The organism is Fructilactobacillus sanfranciscensis DSM 20451 (assembly GCF_001436035.1).
Lineage (GTDB): Bacteria > Bacillota > Bacilli > Lactobacillales > Lactobacillaceae > Fructilactobacillus > Fructilactobacillus sanfranciscensis.
The window spans coordinates 1-23,920 of record NZ_AYYM01000017.1; the positions used below are offsets into that span (position 1 = coordinate 1).

The window sequence follows — 23,920 nt, forward strand, 5'->3', positions numbered from 1 at the left end:
ACTTTATGGGTTCACATCAACGAATTGTTTCTCATAATGTTTTTTAATATTTAATAAATCGATTAAAAATTAGTCTTTATCACCAGTGAAGTCGAATACAACTCGTCCAACAATTTTACCGGCTTTCATTTCGTCGATAACTTTGTTGATGTTTTCAAGTTTCTCAGTTCTAACGATTGGTTTAACTTTTCCTTGAGCACCGAAGTCAAAGGTTTCACGTAAATCTTGACGAGTACCAACAAGAGATCCAGCAACCTTAATTCCATCAAGAACTGTTTTATCAATATTAAGTGCCATATCACCTTTAGGAAGAGCAACGGCAACTAAAGTACCATTTGGTTCTAAGGCGTTAACGGCATTAGTAAATGCTTGAGCACTAACGGCGGTTACGATTGAATCGTGAACCCCACCATTAGTTCCTTTTATAACTTGTTCAGTTGCGTCAGCATCATGACGGTTAACAACTAAATCAGCACCATTTTCTTTAGCAGCTTCAAGCTTCTTAGGATCACCATCAGTAACAACTACTTTAGCACCGAAAACGTTGTGAGCTAATTGAACACCTAAATTACCTAAACCACCGGCACCAACGATTTGAGTCCATTCACCAGGTTTAGTATCACCAATTTTAAGAGCTCCGTAAGTAGTAACTCCGGCACAAGTTAATGAGGTAGCTTCAACTGGGTCAAGTCCTTCAGGAACTTTAACAGCGTATTTGGCATCAACGATACATTCTTCAGCCATGGCACCATCAACAGTGTAACCTGCGTTCTTAACGTTACGACAAAGAGTTTCATTACCAGTTACACAGTACTTACAAGTACCATCAGCTGAGTAGAACCAAGCGATTGATACTCGATCACCAATCTTTAAGTTAGTAACGTTTTCACCAATTTGGGTAACGCGACCAACACCTTCATGTCCGATAATTCGACCAGGTACTTCACCAAAATCACCTGAGGCAACGTGTAAATCGGTGTGACAAAGTCCACAATATTCAACTTTTACTAATGCTTCATTTGAACGAATGGGACGTAAAGTAACATCTTTAATATCAACATATCCATCTGAATTAGGTCTAACAACAGCAGCTTTAACCATAATAAATCTCCTCTTTTTTATGAAACTATTAATTGTTTTTCTAACAAGTTCATTGTACCGTGAAATAATTCACATTGCAATCAAAGACGAAGATAATAATAGTTTTTTAAGCTTCCCAATTCCATGGATCCTGATGCCATTGATTTAAAGATTTGTATTTAGCTTCTGTAATTTGCTTAGTCTTGTATAATTCTTCAATTAATTTGGCATAGGTAACTAATGGGCTAAAAGGAAACCTAGCTTTCTTAAAGTTTTGATCTGCATCGGGAAAACCATAAGAGAAAATTGAAACTACTCCAGCTACTTGAAATCCTTCACGTTCAACAGCCTTGGCTGCTTGAATCACGCTTCCACCAGTTGAAATTAAATCATCAATCAATACTACTTGATCATTTTTTTCAATCCGTCCTTCGATTTGTTTACCAGTTCCATGGTCTTTGGGTTTTGAACGAACGTATACCATTGGTAAAGCTAATTTATCTGCCACAATTGCAGCATGCGGAATTCCCGCAGTAGCAACTCCACCAATTACAGTTACATCGGGATATTGTTCTTTAATTAGTTTAGCTAAGGCTTCTGCAATCATGTTACGAAGTTTTACATAAGAAACGGTTAAACGTAAATCAGTGTAAATTGGTGATTTAATCCCACTAGCAAATTCAAAATAACCTTCTGATTTTAATTGCACAATTTGATCTTCAACTAGTTGGTGTAAAATTTGCGTTTCTAAATTTTGCATAATTATTCTCCTATTTTAAATTCCAGTCTTTTATGTATCTTTCATAAGCGGCAATCGGATTTTGACTTTGTGTGATTGGCCGGCCAACAACAATCGCAAATGCTCCATCCGCTTTGGCAGTTGCCGGAGTAGCTACTCGACTTTGATCTCCAGCTGCATCCTGTTGCATTCTGATTCCCGGAACAACATATTCAAAATCAGTTCCTAAAGCACTAGTTAAATCTTTTAGTTCAAGTGCTGAAGTAATTACCCCATCACAACCCGATTTTTGGGCCAATTTAGCCAAAGCAACTACTTGCTCGTTCATTGGCAATTTACAATTTTGTTCGTTTTCTAAAACTGTTTGGGAAATTGAAGTGAGTTCAGTCACACCTAGCAAATGAGGTTCTGGCAAGCCAGCCTTTTCAGCTCCCGCTTTCAATCCTCGTTTAGCAGCTTCCATCATTGCTTGTCCACCTAGCGTATGAACCGTTGTATAGTCCACGCCTAAAGCTCCTAACTGTTCCATTGCCTTTTCGACAGTATGTGGAATATCAAACAGCTTTAAATCAAGAAAGATCTTGCATCCGCGTTGTTTAATTTGCTTGACCACTTCTGGTCCTGCTTGATAAAAAAGTTCCATCCCAATTTTAACCGTGAGTTGACTAGGATCTTCAAATTGATCTAAAAACTGATTAACTTGGCTGACTGACGGAAAATCCAGTGCAATCATGATTGGCTTATTCATTACGACCTCCAAAATTTTGGTAAAATTAAAAGACTATCCCCTGATTTCAGAGAATAGTCCTATAGAATTAAATTCGACTTTAATAATAATTTGGCTTCTCTGAACCAATTAATTTGTTGCAAGAATTATAATATAAATTTGTCACTTGTACAAATTTTATTTTTAACTAATAAGCCACTAAACTGATTTAATTTACCTTGTTAGTAACTAGTCTTTGTGGGACAATACTAAAAGTAACAAATAACCAAGGCCTGTGAGCCTTACTTTGGAGAAAATTATTCTATGGACAATCAAAAAAACGAGCACATCCAATTAACACGAAATCAAAAACTAGTTTTAACTTCATCTAGTTTAGGGTTTGGGTTAGAAAATATGGATGTGCTTTTTCTATCGTTTACCATGAGTTCCATTATCGCTTCACTACACGTTTCAGCTGGTGCTGCTGGTTTAATTGGAACCATCACTAACTGGGGAATGTTACTTGGAGGCGTTTTATTTGGAATGCTGGGTGACCGTTTTGGAAGAGTAAAAACGTTCACTTATACTATTTTTGTCTTTGCCTTGGCAACTGCCTTAATGAGTATTGCTAATAATATTACTTCAATTTATATCTTCCGTTTCATCGCTGGAATTGGTGCCGGAGGAGAATATGGATTAGGAATTGCCTTAATTGCCGAAGCCTTTCCGAAAAAGGAACTGGGACGAATGTCATCAATCGCTTCTATTGGTGGTCAAGTAGGAGCGGTGGCAGCGGCAATTATTGCTGCCTTCGTAATTCCAAGTCTCGGTTGGCACGCCCTATACCTCTTTGGTTTACTACCAATTATCTTAGTTTTCTTCGTTAGACGTCACATTAAAGAATCCGCAGAATTTCTCCGAGTTAAGGAAAATCGCAAAATCACCATTATTCATGCAATTAAAAAATACATGTTTGCTGATCTTGGTACTGCATGGACCTCAATTGGTTTAATGATTATGACAACTGTGCAAATCGCTGGTTACTTTGGATTAATGAACTGGTTACCTTCCATCGTGGAACAACAAAGTCATTTAAGTGTCAAAGGTTCTTCTCTTTGGATGATTTCAACCATCATTGGAATGAGTATTGGAATGATGACCTTTGGAACTATTTTTGATAAAATGGGACCTCGTTTATCATTTGGAATCTTTTTATTAGCCTCTGCTGTGTTAGTTTATGCTTTAGCATACGTTCACTCGATTGGTTTACTTTTAATTATCGGTGCTGTGGTTGGATTCTTCTCAAACGGAATGTACGGTGGTTACGGTGCGATTGTTAGTCGTATCTACCCCACGGAAGTTCGTTCAAGTGCCAATAATATTATTGTTGGCGTTGGTCGGGCTGTCGGCGGAATGTCTTCATTAGTAATCGGACTTATTATGGAGCGCTACAGTTTAATTGTTGTAATGCTTTTCTTATCAATCCTTTATCTAATAAGTTTTACAGTAATGATGACCCTTCCAGGCCTTAAAAATTTCGATCAATCATCATCTAAATAAATTATAAAAAAAGAGAACATATCATTAACACCTTTACCAAAAATGAACTATTATATAGTCGTACATATTGAAAAGGGAGATATAAGATTATGACTGAAAATTTTGAAGAAAACACAATGTTAGACGAACACATGAACCAAGTATTTGACTGGTCAGATAGTGACATGCCAATTCGTGATGCTTTATGGGATTACTACATGCAAAGCAATGCAAAAGATACCATTAAGACTGAAGAAGCAATGAAGAAATACTTAGACATGAGTGATTCTGATGTTAAAGCAGATGCTGAAAAACTTCTTAAAAAATAATCATTAACTAAAAATACTGTTGAGTTTAAACNTTGCATATTTTATTGATTTAACGGATTAGTATGCGTTGCTTTAAATTCTTGTTCTGCCTTTTTTGAAATCGTTTTATATTTCTTATCAAAATCATTGCTGACCTTAGTAATCGCTTTGTTTTGGGTAGTAATCTTTTGCGTAACTTGATTATTTTGGTAAATCACATAACCATTACCGATTGCTAAAATTATAATTAAAATAATTGGAACTGTAATAATTAAATTAGTCTTCTTAAAATCAACTTTAATCTTATCTAGCATGGCGATCACCTCTAAAGCTTTGAATTAAGTGGAACCGAATTTTATCAGAGTTCAAATCTTGATGGTTCAAAGTTACCTTAAAAAGATAGTGATTGGTATTAAGGTGATTTCCTCTTCTATCATAATAAGTAACTGTCACGTTTGAATAATAGTAATGTTCCTTTTGCGAAGTTTCATTACTATAGTTATAAATTTTAACGTCATTTAACCGTGTATAGTGGTTAAATGAATCAAGTAAAGTTTGAGCATCGGTCTTTGTCATATAATGCTTAGTTAGTTTAGTAACGGCGGCTTGATTTTATGCTTGCATTGGATAATTACCAAAAATAATCTTCATACTATCAGTTAATGAGGCATTGTTAGTTTTAGCAATCGTCTTCATATTTTGATAACTTAAAATTTCTTGATAAGTAACATCATCAGGCGACATTTCGTCATATGACTTTTTCAACATACTGTACTTCGTCTGAGCATTACTTAATTTTTGTTGATTTTTGTTTAAATTATACAGATTGAAGGCCCCCAAAACTAATAAACCTAGCATTACCAAATTTATCAGTCCAGCAATAATCCATTTACGATATTTTTTTCATCGCAAAACATCCTTCGCATTTTAATTGTTTCTAAGTATACAATACTTTTTCACAATTAGAGCCGAAATTTTATTATGATAGCTTAATTTTTCCCATCACTAACCCAATCACGGCGAAAATCGCAATAATCGTTACTAAAATCATCAACAACCATTCTTTTTGATTAATGGAACGGCCATTTTCTTTGGCTGCTTTAATGTAAAAAGCGAATCCTAGTACATAGGCAATCGCACAAAGCCAGAGATATTGAAGACCAGCAAAAGTAATTCCAACTACTTCAAAAACAAATGCTAATAACCCAGGAAACATCATTTTAAATGATTTGGCTAGATAACCGACTTTAATTTGATAAGCCGCCACCAATGTATAACAAACAACCATGGCTGCCGTACAGAGAGAAATCGCAAAATTATAAGCTTGATCAGAAAAAACTAGTGAAATTAGGAAAAGTTGTAATAATACCTGAGTTAAGATTAGTGAATTAATGGGTGCTTTTTGTTTATTTAACTTAGCAAACCAATGGGGTAACATTCCCTTGCCTGCCATTTCAGAAGTAGCAATTACTGGTGGCAAGGTCCATGATAGCCAAGAACCAAAAATGGTAATTATCAAAGAAAGACTAACTAACATTCCCCCAACCGGTCCAATCATATCTTTAACCACATAAGTTAAAGCAGGGTTACTAAAGTGAGCTAATTGAGCCTGCGTCAAATAGCCGTATGGCAACATTGAAATAACCACATTAATAATCAATAATGCTACAAAACTCCAAATGGTCGCCTTGCTGGCATCTGATGATTTATGAGTTCGACCAGTCATCGTAGTCGCCCCTTCAATTCCAACGAAAACCCACATCATGGTAATTAAGCAACCTTTAACTTGATTGAAAACACCACCTGGGGTTGCTTTCATATAAGTAAAATTAGTCGTAAAATTATCCCAAAAATGAGCGGTAAAGACATTAGTTTTAAATAAGACAATTCCCAAGAGCACAAACGCCAAAAGTGGAATTAATTTAATAATCGTAATGAACACATTGATAAACGCGGCATTTTCGACCCCACGGGATACTAAATATGTTAGCAACCACGAGATAATCGAAGCCACTATAATGGCTGGAATTGAGTTACCAGAACGAAAACTAGGAATAAAATATCCTACGGCTGACATCATCATAGTGGCAAATGCTACACTTCCAATCCAAGACGAAAGCCAATACCCCCAGCCAGAGATAAATCCGACAAAATTTCCAAATCCTTTTTGGGCATATTCGGCCATCCCATTTAAGTCAGGATTAGTTTCACTTAGTGATTTCAAACTCATGGCGAGTCCAAAAATTCCAATTCCTGTAATCAACCAAGCCAATAAAGCTGGTCCCGGAGTTGCTACCGCAGCCAATTGTTCACTAGCATTATAAATTCCTGCTCCAATTGAGGCACTAATCACTAACATAATTAGTCCAAGCAATGAAACTCCCTTTTGTTTTTTCATTTTAAATCCCCTTACACAATTTTAATCAATACGATTAGTATACCTTAAAAATGACTTGATTTTTTCGTCAAAATAAAAAAACTTTGCAATGCAAAGTTTTTATCATTGATTATTAATTTAAGATTTCTTCATCTGTTGGTGAATACTTAAGCAAGTAGATGGCTAAGATTACCAAGATTGCCCCCACTACTTCAGCTAAACTCAAAGCAGTATTGAAAAAGATCACACTCAAGATGAAAGTTGAAACTGGTTGTAAAGCATCCATCAAACTGATATTTGCGGAAGTCGTAAACCGAGTAGCAAAAATCAAAGTTGAGAAAGTTAATAACGTTCCAAAGAAGATAATTCCACAAACACCTAGAATTGCTCCAGTAGTCAAATGCGGAACATTCGTCCAAACCGGATGATTAATGTTATAAGCGATACTAGCAACTAACGTTCCCCAGCCCATCACAACGATTGGAGGATTATCTTTTCCTAAACTCCGTGGTAACACCACATAAAGTGCTGCTGTAAGTCCAGAAATCAATCCCCAGATCAAAGAATCCATTGGAATTGAAAGCTGACTAATGTCACCTTTCGTGATTGAAAGAAAAACTCCCACAATTGCAATTATAAAGACTAAAAAATCGATTTTTGCTGGTTTTTTGTGTTGAAAAATAAATGCTCCCAGTAAAATGAATAATGGAGCTAAATATTGCAAAATGGTGGTTGCAGCTGCATTACCATTTTGAATACTAACGTAGAAACTTCCCATGTTAGCAGCTAAACCAAATAGTCCATAACAAACGAGGGTAAACACTGATTTCCAAGTCTTGAAAATATTAAAGATTTTTCCCTTATAAACAATGGCACTAACTAACAGTAAAATAGTTGCAGCCCCTGTCGTTCTTGCTGCCAAGAACCAGGGTGCGGGAATTGATGCATTTTGTGAAACGAACTGCGTGATTACTCCAGCAACTCCCCATGAAACTGAGGCAAAACCTGCTAGTGCAAGTCCTTTAGCAGTGTTGCTCATTCCCTTAATTTTGTTAAACATTATTAAAAACTCCTTATTTTTCAACAGATAATTTGGTACTAGCCTCTGTCACCACTTCTGGTGCTACGTCATCACTTAAAAAGCGAGCCATAGGCGTATATTGATGGCGCTTCTTAAAGGATACCTTAAAGCTTGCCACAATTGCAACACGCATTTGATTCTCCGTTAGAAACACTTGTCCAACTTGACGATACTTACCCTTGGTGTGTTTTCCAATCCGCCATTCATGCAATTTAAAGTCATGATTAGCATCCCGTTTAATTTGATAGTTACCAGAACTATCTTGTTCAACAGGCACGCCAATGAAACGGAGTACATCATATTTATCAGCCATGATTTCTCACTACGATTCTAATTCGTCTTTTGTTGATAATTTGCGTTTGTAGTTTTGCAAAATATAAATGGCGACCACAACTAAAGCTGATCCAACCACTTCCATTAAACTAATTTGTGTATGTAAGAACATGACACTTAAAATAAAAGTCATCACTGGTTGAACGGCATCAACCAAACTAACATCTGCCGAACTCGCAAATTTCATACTGTGAAGTAAACAAGCAAATGGTAAAACCGTTCCAATAATCACAATGGCACCAATTCCAATTACACCACCAGTAGTCAAATGCGGAACTCCGACCCACACTGGTTGATGAAGATTAAAGAAAAGGCTAGCAATTAACGTTCCCCAACCTAAAACGGTCAATGGTGAGTTGTCACTCATTAAGGGCCGTGGAATCACTACATAACAACCAGCGGTAATTCCAGAAATAATTCCCCAAAATAACGAAACTGGTGGAATTGATAGTTCACTAATATCACCTTTCGTAATCGAAAGAACCACTCCAACTAATGCGATTACGAACACCAATAAATCAATTCGATTAGGTCGACGATGCATAAAGAAAAAAACCACCTAATAAGATGAATAGCGGTGCCAAATATTGCAAAATAGTTGCAGAGGCAGCATTACCAGTTTGGACACTCAAGAAGAAGGAAAGTAAATTAGCCCCTAAACCAAAGATGGCATATCCCAAAATACATAAAATTGATTTACGATCTTTAAAGACATTGAAAATTTTCCCGCGATAAGCAATTGCACTAATCACTAATAAAATAATTCCCGAAAATAAGGTTCTGACAGACAAAAACCATCCCGCTGGAATGTCAGCATCTTGTGATACAAATTGAAGAATGGTCCCAGAAATTCCCCAGAATGCTGAAGCAAGGGTCGCCCAAAGAATCCCCTTCATAATGTTTTTATTCGAACTCAACTTATCCACCTCATATTTTATTTTTTACGATAGTTTTATAATACTCTTTTTTGAGCTTGATGATAAGCCAAAAATAAAGCCTAGCAAAAATTGCTAGACTTTATTTATCATTATTTGTTTTTTGATTTTGATTTATCATCCGGATAAGTTAATTTAATTCCTGCTGACATTAAGATTGGCAAAATAATTACTAGGATAAGTAACCCAATGATAACGGCAATGGCAACCTGAATTAAGGTCATTACCCCTGAAGGAATCAATGCGGCAAATGTTCCACCTAAAATTACAGCAGCAGAGAGAACTACCACTCCAATAAAGCGAGCTGCATGCACAATTATGGTTGCTGGAGCAGCACTAGGTAAAATGTTTTGATACTTATGCATTAAGAAGATACTGTAATCAACCCCTAACGCAATCAACATAATGAAAGTAAAGAACGGTGTATTCCAGGTCAACATGTCTTGTCCAAGGAATAAGCTACTAAACAATCTCGTAATTGATAATGAAGCTAGGTAAGCCAATAGTAAAGTTCCAATAATGTAAATTGGTTGAAAAATTGATCTAGTAACAAACATCAAAGCAATCAAAATTCCAATTACCACGATGACAGCTGTCCGCATAAAGTCACTTGAGGCAATCTTGTTAGTATCTGCAATTGTAGCAGTTTCTCCTCCAACAGCAACGGTTGCTTTTTGCATATCAGTTCCAGCTAAGTTTTGTTTAACTTGATTTTGAATCTGGTTAACTGACTTAATGGCTTCTGCACCAGAAGGATTTGATTTAAGTACTACCACAATCCGCGTCGTGTGCTTATCTTGTGATAGGTACGCGTTAACTGCAGTTTGGAAAGTTTTGCTTTCAAGAACAGAAGTTGGAATATAAAAAGTCTTCGAAGCAGCCGGTGAATTTTGTAATTCAGTTAAGTAGTCACCAGCTTGTCCTAGTCCAGTTGAAATCTGCGATAACCCTTGATTAGCTTGACTAAGTTTTCCTTGAACCCCTTCAAGTTGAGTAGCCATGGCTTGCGTGTTGTTTCCAATATTTTGCGTATCACTAGCAATTCCATTTAATTGGCTACTTAACCCAGCTTGTTGTGCTTGAACTTGGGCGGCAGATTGTTGAAGTGCTCCTGTAATAATTTGCATTTGGGCTGCATTCAATGGTGAGCCCATTGCCGTAGCCTGTTGTTGCATTGCAGCAATGACTTGTTGTCCTGAAACAGAACTACCGTTTCCTGAAGCTGCTTGAATGTTTTGCAGTCTTTGTCCAATTGATTGAGCTGATGCCCCAATGGCTTTCAATTGATCGCCATTGAATGAACTACTTGAAGCTCCTTGTTGAATCTGACTCAATCCATTATTTGCTTGACCCATTTTTCCAGTTAAGGTGCTAAGTTGATCATTTAAATAAAGTTGATTCAATGGAACTCCGTTAGGTTGCGTTACTGAATCAACGGTTTTAACATCCTTACGATCACGAAGTTGGTTTGTGATTCGATCAATTTCCATTAAACTCTTTTCATTAGCTAAATCATGATCTGATTTGATGTAAATCGTAGATGGTTCAGCAGTCCCTTTGCTAAAGTGCTTTTGAACCACATTCAATCCTTGCTTAGAAGGAAGATCATTACTTAATTCAATAGTTTGGTCGTAATTTAATTTACCATGACCTAAAGCTACAAATGGAAGTGTTACAACCAAAACAAAGATAATCGCAGGTACTGCATATTCTACTGATTTAGCTGATAAAATCCCCCATAAGGCACTAGATTGTTTTTGTTCTTTCAAATTCTTAACTGGCCAGTACATCTTTTTCCCAAGAATTGCCATAAAGAATGGATTCAAAGTAAGTAAGATCATTAAAAGAACCACAACCCCAACCGCAACGGCAAAACCAGAACGGTAAATTGAGAATTTAGCAAATCCTAAGGCAGCAAATCCAATTAAAACTGAAATTCCACTGTAAAGAATGGTTCTTCCAGCCGTCTTTCTAGCGTTAATGGTAGCTGTAACCTTGTACATTCCATCTGCCAGATTCTCTTTAAACTGATTGTAAAGCAGAATATTATAATCGGTTCCAATCCCAAAGAGCACTACCACGATGAAGACTTGGGTAAAGTTAGAAAGTGGGAAATTAAAGAATTTAACTAAATTCATGACCACACTTAGTGAAACAATAAAGGAAACACCAACGGTCAATAATGAAATTAATGGAACAATTGGTGAACGGAACACAATAATTAAAACAATTAAGATGAAGATAACCGCAATAATTTCTGTCTTTTTAAGTCCAGAAACCATTGAAAGCCGCATATCATCATTTAAAATCTCTGACCCAGTCACATATGATTTTAAGCCACCGATTTTGCCACCTTTTTGTAACTTCTTGTTCACGTTCTCAACCGAATCTTTTTTCGAAACATTCAATTGGACTAATTCCGTGGTTTTATCTTTAGAAATTAATTGCCCTTTGGCAGACGGCGTATCAACAACTGAAGTAATTCCCTTAATATCATACTTATCAGCATGCTTATTAAGATCTTTAATCTTATTATTAATCTTGGTTTGTTGAGTCTTCGTAATTGCATGATTACCGTTGTTATAAACTAAAACAACTTGATCAGTATTACTAATGTGATGACCCCAATGTTTTTCAATATTATTGGCAACCTGACTTTGCATGTCACTTGGAATCTTAGTTTGTCCTTTTTCTGCCTCTAAAATCCCCATATTAGGTAGAAAGACTACAGCAGCAATTAGAGCAACTAGCCAAACAATTGCAATTCCAGAATATTTCTTAACGAATTTATTCATGATCTAATTTCCCTTTCTGTTTTGTAAAAACATTAATTGGAGCTTTACGTTGTAATTTAGCGATGGTTTGGGCCACAACCCGAGGTTCTTCTGGTTCTGGTTTCGAAATCCAATACACGATAATCCCCATCAGTTCGTCAATGACAAATTCACGGGCATAATCAAGCGGAATGTCATCATTAACTTCAATTTGTTCATATAATCTATTTACGGACTGATCTAAATCAGCAAAAATGATCTTTTTAACTTTATTTAAAAAGTAAGGATCACCTTGTTCACTTAGTAAGGCGGCAATCATTTCGCGGTTCTGATAAAAATTATTCAATGTCTCAATAATGAACGGAGCTGGAACTCCCGCACCTTTTTCAACGATTAACCATTGCATGGCATCTGGAATTACATCACTTAAATCAGTTTCTAATTTATCCATCAACTCTGATTCGATGTTTTCCAATAAATCGTTAATATCAGTAAAATGCGTATAAAATGTTCCTCGTCCAATTCCGGCCATCCTCGTAATATCAGTCACATTGATATCACGAATTCCTTTTTCATTAATTAGATTAACAAAGGCTTTTTTGATATCACCCACGGTATTGGTTTTTCGAACTTTATTTTCCATCACTTCACCTCCAAAAAAACTTTTAATTTTATCTTAACCCTTTTTATTATTAAGTCAACATGGTGTCTTATTAAGCTAATAAAAAAAACGAACCCGAAAGTTCGTTTTTCTTTATTCTAATTATTTATCTTCGTAACCATTTGGATGAGTTTGTTTCCAAGTCCAAGCAGTACTAATGATGTCTTCGATATTATCGAATTTTGGTTTCCAACCTAGAACTTCACGAGCTTTAGTACTGTCAGCAACCAATGTGTCAGGATCACCACCACGACGAGGAGCCATTTCAGCAGGAATTGGCTTACCAGTTACTTTCCGAGCAGCTTCTACAATTTGTTTGTTTGAAAAACCAGTTGAAGAACCTAAGTTAAAGACGTTACTTGGGTTACCTTTTTTAAGGTATTCCATGGCAAGAATGTGAGCATCCGCTAAATCCAAGATATGCACATAATCACGGACATTAGTACCATCTGGAGTGTCATAATCATCACCAAAAATCTTCAAAGTATCTTGTTGACCAGCAGCAACTTTAAGTACCATTGGAATCAAGTGGGTTTCTGGATGGTGATCTTCACCAATTGAACCATCTTGTTTAGCACCTGCGGCATTAAAGTAACGTAAAGCAACAGAATGAATTCCATCAGCTTTTTCCACCCATTTCATGATGTGTTCCATGATTAATTTACTTTCACCATAAGGGTTAATTGGTTCTTTGTGGTCTTTTTCATGGATGGGAACCCGTTCTGGATTACCATATGTAGCAGCCGTTGATGAGAAGACAATGTACTTAACGCCAGCACGTTTCATAGCTTCAAGTAAGACAATCATTCCAATCACGTTGTTATCGAAGTATTTTAATGGTTTTTTCATTGATTCTGAAACCAATGAGAAAGCGTCCATATGAATAACTGCTTCAATATCTTCTTTTGCAAATAAATCATCTAAAAATTTAGGATCACGAGTATCACCTAAATAGAATTTTGCTTTGGGGTTAACTGCTTGACGATGACCAGTTGAAAGGTTATCAGCAACAACTACGTCATATCCTTCATTAATTAAACGATCTACCATGTGAGAACCGATATATCCGGCTCCACCAGCAACTAAAACTGCCATATAAATTTCTCCTTTTGTATTCATCAAAAATTATAATTGGTTTAATTATATCACATCTCATTTTAGTGATTTAAATGCTTTAAAATCGGCAGCTAATTGACTAAACCCGTGATAAAATCTATAATCTAAAGTGAATTAGCGAACTAAATCTAGGAGACCATTCTAATGAATAAAGCAGAAATTGATAATCAATATAATGCATGGTTAAACAATGCAGACATGCCTGCCGAATTAAAACATGATTTACGTAACATGCAAGATGATGAAGATACGAAAGCGGATGCGTTTGGTACATCATTATCATTTGGAACTGCTGGAATGCGGGGACTTTTAGGTGCTGGTACAAACCGAATGAATATTTATACGGTTCGTCAAGCAACTGAAGGTTTAGCTAAATTAATGGAAACCCTTGATCAAAGCGAACGTGATCGTGGAGTTGCCATTAGTTTTGATTCTCGTTATAACTCAAAGTTATTTGCTCACGAAGCTGCCCGCGTTTTAGGTGCCCACAACATTAAGACTTTTGTCTTTGATGATATTCGCCCTACTCCAGAACTTTCCTTTGCCGTTCGTAACTTACATACTTACGCTGGAATTATGATTACGGCTAGTCATAATCCAAAACAATACAACGGTTACAAGATTTACGGTGCTGATGGTGGTCAAATGCCACCTAAGGAATCAGATATCATGACTACTTACGTCCGCAAAGTTACTGATTTATTCAACATTCCGGTCGCTGAAGAAAAAGATTTACGTAAAGCAAACTTAATGAACATTATTGGTGAAAATGTTGACTTAGCTTACTTAGCCGAAGCAAAATCAGTTAACATTAACCATGATTTAATCGCAGAAGTCGGGAAAAACTTAAAATTTATTTATACTCCTCTTCACGGAACTGGAAAAGTAATTGCACGTCGGGCTTTATCTGATGCTGGTTTTAAAAACTACGATGTCGTAGTTGAACAAACCATTGCTGATCCAGAATTTCCAACGACTCCTTTCCCTAATCCTGAATTTCCCCAAGCTTTTGATTTAGCTATCAAGTTAGGAAAACAAGAAAATGCGGATGTCTTAATTGCCACTGATCCTGATGCTGACCGGCTTGGAGCAGCAGTTCGTCAACCAGATGGTGAATATACTTTAATGACTGGTAATCAAATTGCCAGTGTTTTACTTCACTACATTTTGGAAGCTAAAAAAGCTAGCAACACGCTTCCAGCTGATGGACGAGTTGTTAAATCAATCGTTTCAACTGAATTAGCCACTGATATAGCTAATGATTATGGCGTTGAAATGAAGAACGTTTTAACTGGGTTCAAATTTATTGCTGAACAAATCAAGCAATATGAAGAAAACCACGATCACACTTTCTTATTTGGTTTTGAAGAAAGTTTTGGTTACCTAATCAAACCATTCGTTCGTGATAAAGATGCCGTTCAATCAACCATGTTATTGGCTGAAGTTGCCGCGTACTACAAACAACAAGGCATGACCTTATACGATGGTCTTCAAGCTCTTTACAAGAAATATGGTTACTTTGAAGAAAAGACCATTTCTGAAGAATTTGATGGTCTCGATGGAAAGCAAAAGATGGTTGACCTCATGAAAGGTTTCCGTGATCACCCAATGACTAGTTTTAATGGTGTGAAAGTGGTTGCCCTTGAAGATTTCCAAACTTCAGTTAAAACTGATGCTGATGGAAACGAAACTAAGATTGATTTACCTCAATCAAACGTTTTGAAATACTGGTTAGCTGATGGAACTTGGTTAGCAATTCGTCCTTCTGGAACTGAACCAAAAATCAAGTTCTATGTCGGTGTTAAAGCTGCTACTCAAACTGCCGCTAATGAATTATTAGATAGCTATGTAAACGCCATTGATAATGAATTATTAAATAAATAAACAAATTAAAAGAGTCCTGAACTTTGAATTCAGGGCTCTTTTTTCATATTATAATAATTTTTTGGTAAACTTTATCTTTTTCGTTTACATTTTTCTAGGTTAAATATAGAATTAAAGGGTTAAAGACTACGTAAGGAGTATCGTTATGACCTTTGAAGAACTAAAAGAATACGGTCAACTTTTTTATCGGGCTAACTATAAGCTTGATAGTGATTTAGAGACCAAAACTTTTAAAATTAAAAACATCAAATCATATCAACATGAACAAAATGATGAAGGCGGTTATACCGACTGGACTGACAATTTGGTCACCCTTTACAACTTATTGAGTCCTGTGATTGGAAAAACATTTGGTTTTGATATTAATTTCAAAACCAGACAAATGTCACTCTTTTTCCCACTCAAAATTAAAACTACTCAAGCTGATTTAAACAAAACGCTCCCATTAGTGGATGTCATTGCTTTAAACCAAGATGAGAGTTCAAACATTGCTACCATTGATATTTCCAAATTCAATGATCGTTATGCTTATGCATCGAGTTTGTACGACGCTAATCCCATTGCTGACTTAGATTTAAGTGACCTTGATAAAATAAAACCGAGTGACTCATCTTCTAGCTCTGATGACAAAGCCTATGAAGATTTAAATTTAAACATTGAAAAACTAGATACTTCAGTCGATGCCCTCAAAGAACTCGATGAGTTAACTGGACTTGACGAAGCTAAAAAACAAATCAAAGATATGATTGCAATTGCTAAAATCAATCAACTTCGAGAAGAACGTGGCTTAAAAACTCCCGCTGGAATTAGTAAACACATGGTATTTGTGGGTGATCCTGGGACTGGTAAAACAACGGTTGCCAAACTATTTGGGACCATTTTAGCCCAAAATAAAATTATTTCAGAAAATAAATTTGTCAGTACTGATCGCTCTGATTTGGTTGGTCACTATACCGGGACCACCGCTGATCGAACTAAAAAAGTCATTGAAAGTGCACTTGGTGGAATTTTATTTATTGATGAAGCCTATCAATTATCACATGCTGACAGTCCAACTGATTTCGGTCATGAAGCCATTGATCAACTAATCATTGGGATGGAAAATCACAGAAAAGATTTAATCATAATCCTAGCAGGATATACTGATCGGATGGAAGAATTTTTAAACGATAACCCTGGTTTACGTTCCCGGATTCCTAACCGTGTCTTTTTTGCTGATTACACCACCGCAGAATTAGTAAAAATCATCAAGACCATGATGGAACACGAAGGCATTGTTAAATTAGAAGATGTAAAATACTTCGATAAAACAGTGACCGAATTTATTGAAACAAATCATCCATCTGGAAATGCTCGGTGGGCCCGAAACGTTTATCAAGCAATGTTACAAGCTCAAGCTCGCCGCGTTGCTTTTATGGAAAAGCCTAGCAATGATGACTTAACATATATTAATAATGAAGATATAGATGCCGCTATCGCAAATACACCTGCCAACTAGACTATGACCATGTCATGGTCTTTTTGTTTACCCAGCAGTGCTATACTAAAATTAAAAAATAATTGGAGGGGTTTCCCATTAATTCTGAATCAATGACTTTAAAAAAAATTAGCAATTTTAGCATCCGTCATCGCCTTTCATCAAAATCAGGCTACTAGTCCATTAGAATTTAAACAGAAAACCCAAGTCGGTGGTAATTTAGATTATTTACTTTTGTTAATTCTTGCTACCATAGTTGCCGCCGCTACCTTCTATAACTGGAACTTCCAATCAAGAAAGCAGGCTACTAATGAAAATCAATAATGAAGCCATTAATAAAATTGCACCTAATTTAAATCATTTAACGGACGAACAAAAACAATTAATTGACCGCATCGAAACCCTTACTAAGACTCGTTTACATGATGGTCACTCCATTTTTACCATCTATGGAGACTGTGGAACTGGTAAAAGTGTCGTTTTAAGTCAATTATTCTTCGACATCCAAAAGGCTGCCCATGATCCTAAAAATCCACTTTATGAAACGAAAAACTATTTCTTAGTCAATCATCCAGAAGTACTTAAAGTTTATAAACAAATTGCTGGAACTGAAGATAACGTTTTAAAAAAGAATTTTATGCGCCCTACTTCATTTATTAATCAAATGCAAAAGCACGTCGAAAAAGCAGACATCGTCATCATTGACGAAGCCCACTTATTGTTATCTCAGCCAGATCACTACAATAATTTTTATGGTGAAAACCAGCTTGAAAAAATTATTAAGTTAAGTAAAGTTGTGATTGTTGTTTTTGATATGCGGCAAGTTATTCAAACAAAGAACTATTGGGATCAAGCTCGATTAGATCAAATTTTAAAGCCCTACTATCACGAAAGTTATCATTTAACTCACCAATTTCGGATGACTGCCAAGCCCGACTTAGTCCACTGGGTCGATGAGTTTAGTAATGGTAAATTGCTTCCGATTCCGCAGGATGCGGATGACGATTATGATTTTCGCATTTATGCGGATGCTGAAGCAATGCGCAAAGAAATCGTTAAACGGAATCAAGAAGTCGGACTTTCCCGAATTGTTTCAACCACCGGTTATCCGTCTACCCTTGATGGTGGTAAGCATTATATCAAAGAAAGTGGTGGTTTTAAAATGCCATGGGATCAATATAACTATACCAGTACCCCATGGGCGGAAATCCCTAAGTCAATTGATGAAGTTGGTTCTATCTATACTTGTCAGGGGTTTGATTTAAACTACGTCGGTTTAATTTTAGGTCCACCAATCTATCTTGATCCAAAAGATCATAAAATTAAAGTTGATTTAAGTAAACAAACCAATACTGAATCAATCAAACGCCGTAAAGACATTCAAGATCCAGAAGAATTTCAACGGATGCAACGCCAAATCATTTTAAATTCCGTGAACGTTTTAATGAAACGGGGCGTTTATGGAACATACATTTATGCTAATGACCCGCTTTTACGGAAAGCTCTGCTAGATAATTATGCTAAAATTAAACACTAAAAATTGATATAAAATATAGTTTAAGTAGTAAACGGTATACTAATCATCACTTGTCGTAAACTGCTGATTGAGCTTATCAGCTAGAGCTGGTAGGCTCTTTTTATTTGTTTAATTATACTAAATCATAAATTTATTATATTAAAACAAAAAAAGAGTGCCCATTAAGGGGGCACCCTCAATTCAACTAACTATGGTCAAACAGTTAGCAAGCACTATTATTCCTACCTAAATTTAAGAGGAGTAACATGCCAATCTCGTTGATTTGCATTATGATTATTGTTGTTGCTTTGTGCAATAATAATAAGTAGCAAAAAAGGACATCCAATGGGCGTCCTTTTTCTATTGTATTTATTTTTTTAAACGTCACTATCTAATTTATTGTAATATTCAACTTCAATGGTTTCAGGTAAAATTCGTAACTTAGTAATACTACCATTCTTAGCAGCTTGCCCTTGGTCAAGTTCTGGAGCATAACGATCCACAATCGAACGAATTGTCATCCCATGAGAAACGATTAAAATGACTTCATCATCCTTGGTGTTTTCCCGAATTCGGTCAAAACCACGATCTAATCTGTCCCAGAATCGTTTGTTATCTTCAGCATTATTGTATAAATCGGCTTTCGCAATTAAATCACGAGCTCGTTCTAGACCAAAGTTATCTAAAACGCCAGCTTCATTAGTAATCTGAACTTGTTCACCAACAAATTGCCACATTTGTTCAAGGTTTTCACCTTCAAAATAACCATGGAATTGTTCTCTTAATTCTGGAAATTGATAAGTAATAATGTTAATTCCATTTGGATTTTTCTTTAAAATTTGACGACCAGTTTCAATCGCACGACCTGAATCACTAGTAAAAGCAGCATCAAAACTAATTTTTGATAATCGTTCACCGGCGTCTTGGGCATCTTGAATTCCCTTTGATGTTAAAGGTGAATCAATCCAACCCTGAACCTTGTTATACAAGTTCATGTATGTTTGTCCATGACGAACTAAGTATGCAGTAACAGCCATAATAATCTCCTATTTACGTTTCCGTCTAAAAATAATTAATTGTAATAAAACACCAATCATTCCAAAGATTGTTATTCCTAACCCTATTTTAAGTCCTGGCGTTTGGTAAGTAAATTGTAAGCTGTGTTTTCCAGGGGCTAATTTAATTCCGGTTAACCCTTTGAGCACTTTATAAGTCTGAACTGTTTTACCATTGTCGGTAATCTGCCATCCTTTATCATAAGGAATACTGATAATTACTTGAGGACGAGCTTTCGTCGTGGTGATAGTTCCACTAAAATGATTACCCTGATATTTAAGTTTTTCGGGTTGTTTCACCACTAAACGATATGGTTTGGTTGCTTGCACAAATTTAGTAAATTCAGATTCATTAAATCCTGCAAATAATGGTTGCATTTCTAAAATGCGACTGTCGCTAGTAAAACTAACTTTAATTTGTTGACCTTTTTCAAAATCACCCAACTCAATAATTTCGGAGCCTAATTGAAGATAACTAGTATCGAGCTTTTGACCGTTAACCATCACATCCAATTCCTGATTAGGGCTAGTCGTTGCCAAATCCATATATTGCATTCCACTAATTTTAGGTGTCAAAGTGACCGTATAACGATAATTATCCTTATTGGCATCAACTGCAACATCATTAATCTTACTTTTTACAAAATAATTAGTTTTGGTATTACTTTCTTTTTGAGCTAATGTATTTAAGTTTTTAAATATTTCATTTTTATCATATTTAACGTGCTTAATTTGTTTTGAAACTGCATAACCTAAACTAGTGACATCATCGTTCTTACTTGTTCCAACTTTTCCATCAGTTTCAATTCTAATCTTTTGATTAATTCCTAACAATTGGTCGGTAACTGGAGTCGATCCATTAGAGCTAATCCGCCGTTCATTACGACTATACAAACCTAAGTCAGCCAAAGCATCGTGCGTGTGTACGTTTAAGGATGAAGTATAACTATTTACGCCAAAAAAATCATAAAGTAATGAATCATTATATTGATTATAGATAGTATTAAAACTTTGACTGTACAATTCGTTATTTACTTTGATCCGGCCAAACTCTTTTTGACCTGATGTAGTTTTTTTAATAATTTTAGTGGACTGGTTAAAAGCTTTTCTAAATTTAGCTTGATTGCCATATTCTTGAGTCCCCCCAAGCGCCATCCACATGTTAGTTCCCATTTCTAGACAAACTAAGACAAGCATTAACCACCACATCCGTTTGCCAAATCGATTAGCTAGCAAAATCACTAATATTGTTGCAAACACAAATAATAATGCTGGGATAATATGCCAATAGTTAGCAACATAAAAAGACATTTGAAAATAGTATCGTTGGGAAACCATTGTTTCAATGATGACCGATCCATATCCAATCACAATCAATCCAGCAAGAATTAATCCTGCTTTGATCATAACCGCATTGTCTTTAAAACTACCATTCAGCCAAGCTTGATAACCAAACATAATCATCACAAAACTCAACATGTAAACTTCCCGGAATGGAAATCCAGCTGGCATCTGAAACATGTGCCACATGGTGTCAGTCGTGGTGATTAACATCCCAAAGAAAATTGCTCCAACTAACCAAAAAGAAGCTTTTCTTTCCCGTCGATTAGTTCGTTTTGACATCCAAAATATTAACAAACCAATTGCAAAAAGACTGCCAATGAAAAACGATGGTTCATGATAAAGTCGTTCCACAAAATTGGTAGATCCAACACCAAAACTGGCAAATGCAGATGGGAGAAACCGAAGCTTAGGTACAAAGTCCCATGGATTAATGCTACTCTTCCCAGTTGAAAGCATCCCGATAATAGTTGGAATCAACATAAATCCTGATAACATAGCTGCAATAATTGAACTAGTTACATATTTAATTGTCATTGTTTTATGTTCAATTAAATATTTCCAAAAGCCAAGTCTAGCTGGACGATTTAAAAAGACCAAGTACACAAAATAAATGACCGAATAAATACATATCATATAGCCCATATAATAGTTCAAGAAAATGATGAGAAACAATGAGGCAACGTAGCCACCCCATTTTCCTTTATAAAAAAGTCGTTCAATTCCTAAAGTAACTAGTGGCAACATCATTAAAGCTTCTAACCACATAAAATCATAGAAATACATTGCCACAAAGCCACATAGACCATAGGCCACTGCTGCAACAACTTGCATTAAATCTTGACGTTGATACTTAGCTTTTAAAAACCAGGACATTGAAAGTCCAATTAAACCAATTTTAAGGATAATAATTGTTTCCATTAAAACTGGAACATTGGTCGCTTTTACAAAAACGACTAAAAGGTTTAATGGACTCATTAAATAGTAAGTATAAATTGGAATTGCATTATCCCCAAGAGATAACATAAACGAGTACATACTAAAGGTATGATTAACTAACTGACTACGTAAAAATTCAAAAAATGGTAAATATTGGGTTCCCAAATCACTAACTAATATATTATTAGTCCCAAATGGTGCAATCCCACGAAAACCAAATGTCACAACAACTACTAACATTGGTAAGATAAATGCTGCCAAATAATACTTAGATGCTTGTAAAATTTTTTTCATAATTTAAAGATGTCTACTTTCTTAATTTGACTTCGAATTGAATCATACTTTAATTTTACTATACAAAAATCTAAAATTCATTAAACCATGGTTAAATCTTCACTGTATTATAATTAAGTTTGTATTAAGAATGACTTAGGAGGAAATATTTATGTTTAGTTCAGAAAGAAGTTTTGATCCATTTACTTTAGTAATTGGAATATTATTTGCCGCAATGTCAGTAGTTATTGCTCGTAATCCAGCAAGTTCATTAAAAACTTTAATCTTTTTCATTGCATTTGCATTAATCTTTGAAGGAGCATTTAAACTTTTTGATATTACCATGATTGATAAAGCTCTTGGTTTAAACCCAACATGGTTAATCGTTAGTGCTATCCTTGATATTGTTTTAGGGGGAATGATTTTCCTTAGACCAGTATTAGGTGCAACTTTCATTTGGATTATGTTATCTCTTAGTTTTATCTTGGACTCCCTCTTTGAACTTTGGGTTAGTCGTTACATTAGACAAAACAACAAGGGTTACTTCTGGTTAAATGTAATTCTTGGAGTAGTTGGCGTAATTCTTGGAATTATTTTATTATTCAGTCCCGCAACTGCAGTTGGTGTTAGTATCTTCTTACTTTCATTTTACTTCATGTTCTTCGGTATTTTACTTATCGTTCGTTCATTTTAATTTAGAATTACTAAAAGACGTGGAAATATTTCCGCGTCTTTTTTGTGCTAAGATTAACTTAAGAGGAGATTTTACTATGAAATATGCTGTAACTGCGGCAACTGGTCATTTCGGTGAACGAGTTGTTTTAAAATTACTTAGTCTAGTGTCATTTAACGACATTGTTGTAATTGCTCGGGACATCGAAAAAGCAAAAAAAATGTACCCCACTGCTGTTGAAATCAGACAGGGTGATTATAACGATGAAAAAATGATGGAAAAGGCTTTTGCTGGAATTGATCGGGTATTGTTTATTTCTTCTCAACCAAATGCACGTCATCCCCGGGTCGCCCAACACAAAAATGTGGTGACTGCAGCTGCTAATGCAGGAGTTAAATATCTGGCTTATACGAGTTTCCCTCATGCGGATATTAGCGAAGCTCCGTTAGCAGAAGATCATCGTGCCACTGAAAAAATGATTATTGATGCCCGTTTACCTCATTCTTTTTTAAGAAATAATTGGTATTTAGAAAATGAACTTCCAGAAATTGAAGCTGCTAAATCGGGTAAGCCATTTATTTATGCGACTGGTGAAATAACCGTCGGATGGGCCGAAGAAAAACTTTATGCTGAAGGTGCTGCCAGAGTAATGACAATGCTGGAAAATGATCCCCTTGAAATTTATGAATTTCACGGTGTGCAACATACTTACAAAGAATTAGCTAAAGCAATTAAAGAAGCAACAGGAAAAGATTTTCCAGTTCAATCAGTTGATTTAAAAACTTACCAAACTGAATTAGAAAAAACCAACCTTGATACAGCTCAAATCAATTTTAAAGTAGCAATCCAAAAATTAATTGCTCGTGGTGCTTTAAGCGAACATGTTGCTAAAAAAGATGTAGCGTTTGGAATGACCCACGAACAAATTTTGGAAAATAATGTTAATAACGAAAATGCACTTGAAAATGTTCTAGGAATGCCTTTACCAAGTTTGTCAGCACAAGTTAAGGATTTGATCACGAATAAACCTAAGTATTTAATTTGAACTTTTTTTCATATAAAAGATGAAAAAATGCCACGGGATTCATAAGAATGAGGGGCCTCAATAAAGTT

Annotated in this window: 21 protein-coding genes and 1 pseudogene; 7 read left to right on the forward strand and 15 right to left on the reverse strand. The window is 35.6% G+C overall.

Annotated elements, in window-relative coordinates; translation table 11 throughout:
- Positions 1-69: 69 nt before the first annotated feature.
- The 3 genes from adhP to pyrF all read right to left on the reverse strand — a co-directional run bounded on the left by adhP (position 70) and on the right by pyrF (position 2,567).
- Positions 70-1,101, reverse strand: coding sequence for an alcohol dehydrogenase AdhP (adhP, locus tag FD36_RS04745; RefSeq protein WP_041817949.1), 1,032 nt, complete (start codon positions 1,099-1,101; stop codon positions 70-72).
- Positions 1,102-1,207: 106 nt separating this feature from the next.
- On the reverse strand, positions 1,208-1,840 hold the full coding sequence (gene pyrE / locus FD36_RS04750) for an orotate phosphoribosyltransferase (RefSeq protein WP_056958395.1): 633 nt from the start codon (positions 1,838-1,840) through the stop codon (positions 1,208-1,210).
- 10 nt (positions 1,841-1,850) lie between these two features.
- Positions 1,851-2,567, reverse strand: coding sequence for an orotidine-5'-phosphate decarboxylase (gene pyrF / locus FD36_RS04755; protein ID WP_056958397.1), 717 nt, complete (start codon positions 2,565-2,567; stop codon positions 1,851-1,853).
- Positions 2,568-2,849: 282 nt separating this feature from the next.
- Between pyrF and FD36_RS04760 the strand changes: the two genes are divergently transcribed.
- Both FD36_RS04760 and FD36_RS04765 read left to right on the forward strand, forming a co-directional pair.
- On the forward strand, positions 2,850-4,085 hold the full coding sequence (locus tag FD36_RS04760) for an MFS transporter (protein WP_056958399.1): 1,236 nt from the start codon (positions 2,850-2,852) through the stop codon (positions 4,083-4,085).
- A gap of 89 nt (positions 4,086-4,174) precedes the next feature.
- Positions 4,175-4,393, forward strand: a complete 219-nt coding sequence (locus FD36_RS04765; RefSeq protein WP_014082449.1) for a P8 family protein — start codon at positions 4,175-4,177, stop codon at positions 4,391-4,393.
- A gap of 41 nt (positions 4,394-4,434) precedes the next feature.
- On the opposite strand, the gene FD36_RS04770 is transcribed toward FD36_RS04765, so the two are convergent.
- The 10 genes and pseudogenes from FD36_RS04770 to galE all read right to left on the reverse strand — a co-directional run bounded on the left by FD36_RS04770 (position 4,435) and on the right by galE (position 13,628).
- Positions 4,435-4,686, reverse strand: coding sequence for a hypothetical protein (locus FD36_RS04770; protein ID WP_056958401.1), 252 nt, complete (start codon positions 4,684-4,686; stop codon positions 4,435-4,437).
- Entirely contained in the window at positions 4,676-4,948 is a 273-nt protein-coding gene (locus tag FD36_RS04775) for a hypothetical protein (RefSeq protein ID WP_056958403.1), read from the reverse strand. Before FD36_RS04775 ends, FD36_RS04770 begins: the two co-directional genes overlap by 11 nt.
- A gap of 36 nt (positions 4,949-4,984) precedes the next feature.
- Positions 4,985-5,236, reverse strand: coding sequence for a hypothetical protein (locus tag FD36_RS04780; protein WP_056958405.1), 252 nt, complete (start codon positions 5,234-5,236; stop codon positions 4,985-4,987).
- Positions 5,237-5,351: 115 nt separating this feature from the next.
- Positions 5,352-6,770 (reverse strand): basic amino acid/polyamine antiporter, encoded by a 1,419-nt coding sequence (locus FD36_RS04785; protein ID WP_056958408.1) that lies wholly within the window; start codon positions 6,768-6,770, stop codon positions 5,352-5,354.
- 112 nt (positions 6,771-6,882) lie between these two features.
- Complete coding sequence (locus FD36_RS04790; protein ID WP_056958409.1) at positions 6,883-7,809, reverse strand: DMT family transporter; 927 nt, start codon at positions 7,807-7,809, stop codon at positions 6,883-6,885.
- Between the two features lie 13 nt (positions 7,810-7,822).
- On the reverse strand, positions 7,823-8,143 hold the full coding sequence (locus FD36_RS04795; protein WP_056958411.1) for a DUF7671 family protein: 321 nt from the start codon (positions 8,141-8,143) through the stop codon (positions 7,823-7,825).
- Positions 8,144-8,152: 9 nt separating this feature from the next.
- Positions 8,153-9,059: pseudogene (locus FD36_RS04800) on the reverse strand (DMT family transporter).
- A gap of 131 nt (positions 9,060-9,190) precedes the next feature.
- Complete coding sequence (locus tag FD36_RS04805; RefSeq protein WP_056958413.1) at positions 9,191-11,893, reverse strand: MMPL family transporter; 2,703 nt, start codon at positions 11,891-11,893, stop codon at positions 9,191-9,193.
- The gene (locus FD36_RS04810) at positions 11,886-12,515 is read right to left on the reverse strand and encodes a TetR/AcrR family transcriptional regulator (protein ID WP_056958416.1); all 630 of its coding nucleotides are present in this window, start codon (positions 12,513-12,515) and stop codon (positions 11,886-11,888) included. Before FD36_RS04810 ends, FD36_RS04805 begins: the two co-directional genes overlap by 8 nt.
- Positions 12,516-12,635: 120 nt before the next feature.
- Positions 12,636-13,628, reverse strand: coding sequence for a UDP-glucose 4-epimerase GalE (gene galE / locus FD36_RS04815; protein ID WP_041817957.1), 993 nt, complete (start codon positions 13,626-13,628; stop codon positions 12,636-12,638).
- 219 nt (positions 13,629-13,847) lie between these two features.
- On the opposite strand from galE, the gene FD36_RS04820 reads away from it, so the two are divergent.
- The 3 genes from FD36_RS04820 to FD36_RS04830 all read left to right on the forward strand — a co-directional run bounded on the left by FD36_RS04820 (position 13,848) and on the right by FD36_RS04830 (position 18,547).
- Positions 13,848-15,533 carry a phospho-sugar mutase gene (locus tag FD36_RS04820; RefSeq protein WP_420896814.1) on the forward strand — a complete coding sequence of 562 codons (1,686 nt, stop codon included), beginning with the start codon at positions 13,848-13,850 and terminating at the stop codon, positions 15,531-15,533.
- Positions 15,534-15,678: 145 nt separating this feature from the next.
- Positions 15,679-17,031 carry an AAA family ATPase gene (locus FD36_RS04825; protein WP_225362007.1) on the forward strand — a complete coding sequence of 451 codons (1,353 nt, stop codon included), beginning with the start codon at positions 15,679-15,681 and terminating at the stop codon, positions 17,029-17,031.
- Between the two features lie 289 nt (positions 17,032-17,320).
- Positions 17,321-18,547, forward strand: coding sequence for a DUF2075 domain-containing protein (locus tag FD36_RS04830; RefSeq protein WP_056958419.1), 1,227 nt, complete (start codon positions 17,321-17,323; stop codon positions 18,545-18,547).
- Between the two features lie 356 nt (positions 18,548-18,903).
- On the opposite strand, the gene FD36_RS04835 is transcribed toward FD36_RS04830, so the two are convergent.
- Entirely contained in the window at positions 18,904-19,563 is a 660-nt protein-coding gene (locus FD36_RS04835) for a histidine phosphatase family protein (protein ID WP_014082461.1), read from the reverse strand.
- A 9-nt stretch (positions 19,564-19,572) separates the two neighbouring features.
- The gene (locus FD36_RS04840) at positions 19,573-22,155 is read right to left on the reverse strand and encodes a YfhO family protein (RefSeq protein ID WP_056958421.1); all 2,583 of its coding nucleotides are present in this window, start codon (positions 22,153-22,155) and stop codon (positions 19,573-19,575) included.
- A 151-nt stretch (positions 22,156-22,306) separates the two neighbouring features.
- On the opposite strand from FD36_RS04840, the gene FD36_RS04845 reads away from it, so the two are divergent.
- Complete coding sequence (locus FD36_RS04845; protein ID WP_014082463.1) at positions 22,307-22,828, forward strand: HdeD family acid-resistance protein; 522 nt, start codon at positions 22,307-22,309, stop codon at positions 22,826-22,828.
- Positions 22,829-22,904: 76 nt separating this feature from the next.
- Positions 22,905-23,852, forward strand: coding sequence for an NAD(P)H-binding protein (locus FD36_RS04850; RefSeq protein ID WP_056958422.1), 948 nt, complete (start codon positions 22,905-22,907; stop codon positions 23,850-23,852).
- Positions 23,853-23,920: the final 68 nt, after the last annotated feature.

Excerpts from the sequence above, each read along its gene's own strand:
- adhP (WP_041817949.1), bottom strand. The coding sequence starts at position 1,101 with ATGGTTAAAGCTGCTGTTGTTAGACCTAATTCAGATGGATATGTTGAT.
- pyrE (WP_056958395.1), bottom strand. The coding sequence starts at position 1,840 with ATGCAAAATTTAGAAACGCAAATTTTACACCAACTAGTTGAAGATCAA.
- pyrF (WP_056958397.1), bottom strand. The coding sequence starts at position 2,567 with ATGAATAAGCCAATCATGATTGCACTGGATTTTCCGTCAGTCAGCCAA.
- FD36_RS04760 (WP_056958399.1), top strand. The coding sequence starts at position 2,850 with ATGGACAATCAAAAAAACGAGCACATCCAATTAACACGAAATCAAAAA.
- FD36_RS04765 (WP_014082449.1), top strand. The coding sequence starts at position 4,175 with ATGACTGAAAATTTTGAAGAAAACACAATGTTAGACGAACACATGAAC.
- FD36_RS04770 (WP_056958401.1), bottom strand. The coding sequence starts at position 4,686 with ATGCTAGATAAGATTAAAGTTGATTTTAAGAAGACTAATTTAATTATT.
- FD36_RS04775 (WP_056958403.1), bottom strand. The coding sequence starts at position 4,948 with ATGACAAAGACCGATGCTCAAACTTTACTTGATTCATTTAACCACTAT.
- FD36_RS04785 (WP_056958408.1), bottom strand. The coding sequence starts at position 6,770 with ATGAAAAAACAAAAGGGAGTTTCATTGCTTGGACTAATTATGTTAGTG.
- FD36_RS04790 (WP_056958409.1), bottom strand. The coding sequence starts at position 7,809 with ATGTTTAACAAAATTAAGGGAATGAGCAACACTGCTAAAGGACTTGCA.
- FD36_RS04795 (WP_056958411.1), bottom strand. The coding sequence starts at position 8,143 with ATGGCTGATAAATATGATGTACTCCGTTTCATTGGCGTGCCTGTTGAA.
- FD36_RS04805 (WP_056958413.1), bottom strand. The coding sequence starts at position 11,893 with ATGAATAAATTCGTTAAGAAATATTCTGGAATTGCAATTGTTTGGCTA.
- FD36_RS04810 (WP_056958416.1), bottom strand. The coding sequence starts at position 12,515 with ATGGAAAATAAAGTTCGAAAAACCAATACCGTGGGTGATATCAAAAAA.
- galE (WP_041817957.1), bottom strand. The coding sequence starts at position 13,628 with ATGGCAGTTTTAGTTGCTGGTGGAGCCGGATATATCGGTTCTCACATG.
- FD36_RS04820 (WP_420896814.1), top strand. The coding sequence starts at position 13,848 with ATGCCTGCCGAATTAAAACATGATTTACGTAACATGCAAGATGATGAA.
- FD36_RS04825 (WP_225362007.1), top strand. The coding sequence starts at position 15,679 with ATGACCTTTGAAGAACTAAAAGAATACGGTCAACTTTTTTATCGGGCT.
- FD36_RS04830 (WP_056958419.1), top strand. The coding sequence starts at position 17,321 with ATGAAAATCAATAATGAAGCCATTAATAAAATTGCACCTAATTTAAAT.
- FD36_RS04835 (WP_014082461.1), bottom strand. The coding sequence starts at position 19,563 with ATGGCTGTTACTGCATACTTAGTTCGTCATGGACAAACATACATGAAC.
- FD36_RS04840 (WP_056958421.1), bottom strand. The coding sequence starts at position 22,155 with ATGAAAAAAATTTTACAAGCATCTAAGTATTATTTGGCAGCATTTATC.
- FD36_RS04845 (WP_014082463.1), top strand. The coding sequence starts at position 22,307 with ATGTTTAGTTCAGAAAGAAGTTTTGATCCATTTACTTTAGTAATTGGA.
- FD36_RS04850 (WP_056958422.1), top strand. The coding sequence starts at position 22,905 with ATGAAATATGCTGTAACTGCGGCAACTGGTCATTTCGGTGAACGAGTT.